3 protein-coding genes are annotated in these 2,452 nt (G+C 62.8%); all 3 read right to left on the minus strand.

Annotated features, from left to right (window positions below; translation table 11 throughout):
• Positions 1-2: 2 nt before the first annotated feature.
• Complete coding sequence (locus tag VMR39_RS10410; protein ID WP_325415899.1) at positions 3-1,016, minus strand: NADPH:quinone oxidoreductase family protein; 1,014 nt, start codon at positions 1,014-1,016, stop codon at positions 3-5.
• Positions 1,013-1,771 (minus strand): crotonase/enoyl-CoA hydratase family protein, encoded by a 759-nt coding sequence (locus tag VMR39_RS10415; protein ID WP_325415901.1) that lies wholly within the window; start codon positions 1,769-1,771, stop codon positions 1,013-1,015. The genes VMR39_RS10410 and VMR39_RS10415 overlap by 4 nt, the downstream gene beginning before the upstream one ends.
• A gap of 34 nt (positions 1,772-1,805) precedes the next feature.
• Positions 1,806-2,452: CoA transferase (locus VMR39_RS10420; protein WP_325415903.1), on the minus strand; the 647-nt coding region annotated here is incomplete at its 5' end.

Raw genomic sequence — 2,452 nt, forward strand, 5'->3', positions numbered from 1 at the left:
GGTCATGCTCGGAAAGCTGTTTGCGGATGCAAGGCGACTCTGCCAATCACCTTGCGCTCCGTAATCGCCCCGAGTGCGTCTTTGAAATGCGCAAGCGGGTAAGTCGCATAGGTCTCGGGACGGAGCTTTCCCGCGGCAGCCCAGCCCAACATTTCATCGAATGCGCCGCGGACACGGTCCTGCATGGAGGCCGGCGGTGCTTGCTTGCCCCAACCCATGTAGTAGCCCCAATAGATTCCGATGACAGAGACGTTCTTGACCAGCACCAGATTGGCGGGAATCTGCGGAATCGTCCCGCCGGCAAAGCCCATCGGAATGATTCGTCCGTCCGGAGCGATGCATCGCAGCGATTCGGTGAAGGTGTCACCGCCCACCGGATCGAAGATGACATCGGCACCGCGTTGAGATGTTTCGCGGAGAACAACATCGCGGAAGTTCTCGGTGCGGTAATTGACCGTGACGTCTGCGCCGTGACGCCGGGCCGCCTCGAGTTTGCCGGCGTCGCCTGCTGTAGCGATGACGCGCGCGCCGAGCCTCTTTCCGATCTCGACCGCGGCCAAACCACTGCCCCCCGCAGCGCCATGCACCAGCAGTGTTTCCCCTGCCGCAACGTTCGCACGCCATTTGAGCGCACCGTACGCCGTCGCGTAGATAGTCGGAAACTGCACTGCCGCGTCAAAGCCGACTGCATCCGGCAGGGCAAACACCGTGGCCTCCGGGGCCACGACTTGCTCGGCAAAACCCCCGTTACGGACGCCCGCTACCACCCGGTCGCCTGGCTTAAAGAGCGAGGTCTCGTCTCCGCATTCCAACACGATGCCGGCGATCTCGGTCCCTGGCGTGAACGGAGGATCCCAGCGGTTTTGATGCTTGCCCTCCAGTACGAGCAGGTTGGCAAAGCTCACGCCGGCCGAATGGACCTGAATTCGGATTCCGTCCGATCGCATGCCCGGCGGATCGACTTCGGTCAACTCGGTATGGTCGAGGCCAAGCCGGTGGCAGACGACTGCTTTCATGCTGCGGCTCCGTGGCGGCCCATCCCCGTGGCGAAGCGGATTGCGCCCGCTTTGGCTTCGATGCGCTTGGCACGCTCGGCCAGTTCGGCCTCGATAGTGAGCGCGTCGCTCATGGCCTCGCCGTCTTGCCGGTACACGGATTCGCGATCCGAGTTCATGGCAATCTGGGGGAAAGCGGCAATCGTCGCGGCCAGGGCCTCGGCGGTTGCTCTTGCGGTCCCATCGGGTACCACACGCGTTGCCAGGCCCATCTGCAAGGCTTCCTCGGCGGACACCATGCGGGCGGTCAGCAGCATGTCCAGCGCCCGGCTGGTACCAATCAACCTCGGTAGCCTGACCGTTGTACCGTCGCTCATGGGCACCCCCCATCGACGTGACAGCACCGCAAAGGAGGCCGACTCCTCGGCAACGCGGATGTCGCACCAGAGCGCCAGGCCTAACCCTCCAGCGCATGCGTGGCCTGCGACTGCCGCGATAACCGGCTTGCGTGCCGGCCTGGACAGCGGGCCGCCCGATCCGGCCCAAGCATCGTATTCCGCTCCACCCGCCAGTTCCTTCAGATCCGCGCCAGCGCAGAACGCGCCTCCCGCTCCGCAGAGCACGGCGACGCTTGCTTCATCATCGTTTTCGAAGGCACGAATCGCTGCACCGAGGGCTGCGGTCGCCTCACGGTCGAGCGCGTTGCGCACTTCCGGGCGGTTGATGACAATGGTTGTTACCGCACCGTTCTTGTCAGTCAGGATCTTTTCTTTCATAACTGCGACACCAATAGCGTTAGACCAGAAGGAATCACTTCGAAAACTCGTCGCGGATAGCCGTGGTGTGTTGCCCCAGACCGGGGACATCTCCAAGCGTGCGCGACTGTCCGCGAACAATGGCGGGCGGCGCCACCAGGTTGGCTTCCCCATGCGCCGTCGGGACAGTGACGCGCCGCAGCTGGGGATGGGTCGACAGCTGCGTAACGTCATTGACAGAAGCGAAAGCGATGCGCGACGCCTTCAGCGCCTCAACGACTTCCAGTTTCGTCATCGTCGCGAGGATCGCGACGATTTCCTGATCCAGCTCCGCGCGGTGTTCCACGCGTGCAAGATTGGTGGAAAATTCGGGCCTTTCAAGCAGATCCGGGCGTTTGAGCACGTCCTGAGCAAACCTGCTCCACTCACCGTCGTTCTGAACCCCGACCAGCACGGTTTCTTCATCGCCGACGGCGGTGCCGACCGGAAAGGCCCCATAGGGAGCGATGGTGGGATGGGATAAACCTACGCGGGGCCAGATCATGCCTGCGTACTCGTAGTGCAGAAGCGGCACGGTCATCCAGTCGCTCATTGCGTCAAAAAGCGAGACATGGATGGCGCTTCCGATTCCCGTGCGCTCGCGTTGCAGCAATGCCTCCAGAATGGCCGCATGAGCGTACATGCCGGTTGCAACATCGCCGG

It is taken from the genome of Sphingobium sp. (assembly GCF_035511395.1).
Taxonomy (GTDB): domain Bacteria; phylum Pseudomonadota; class Alphaproteobacteria; order Sphingomonadales; family Sphingomonadaceae; genus Sphingobium.

Excerpts from the sequence above, each read along its gene's own strand:
- VMR39_RS10415 (WP_325415901.1), bottom strand. The coding sequence starts at position 1,771 with ATGAAAGAAAAGATCCTGACTGACAAGAACGGTGCGGTAACAACCATT.
- VMR39_RS10410 (WP_325415899.1), bottom strand. The coding sequence starts at position 1,016 with ATGAAAGCAGTCGTCTGCCACCGGCTTGGCCTCGACCATACCGAGTTG.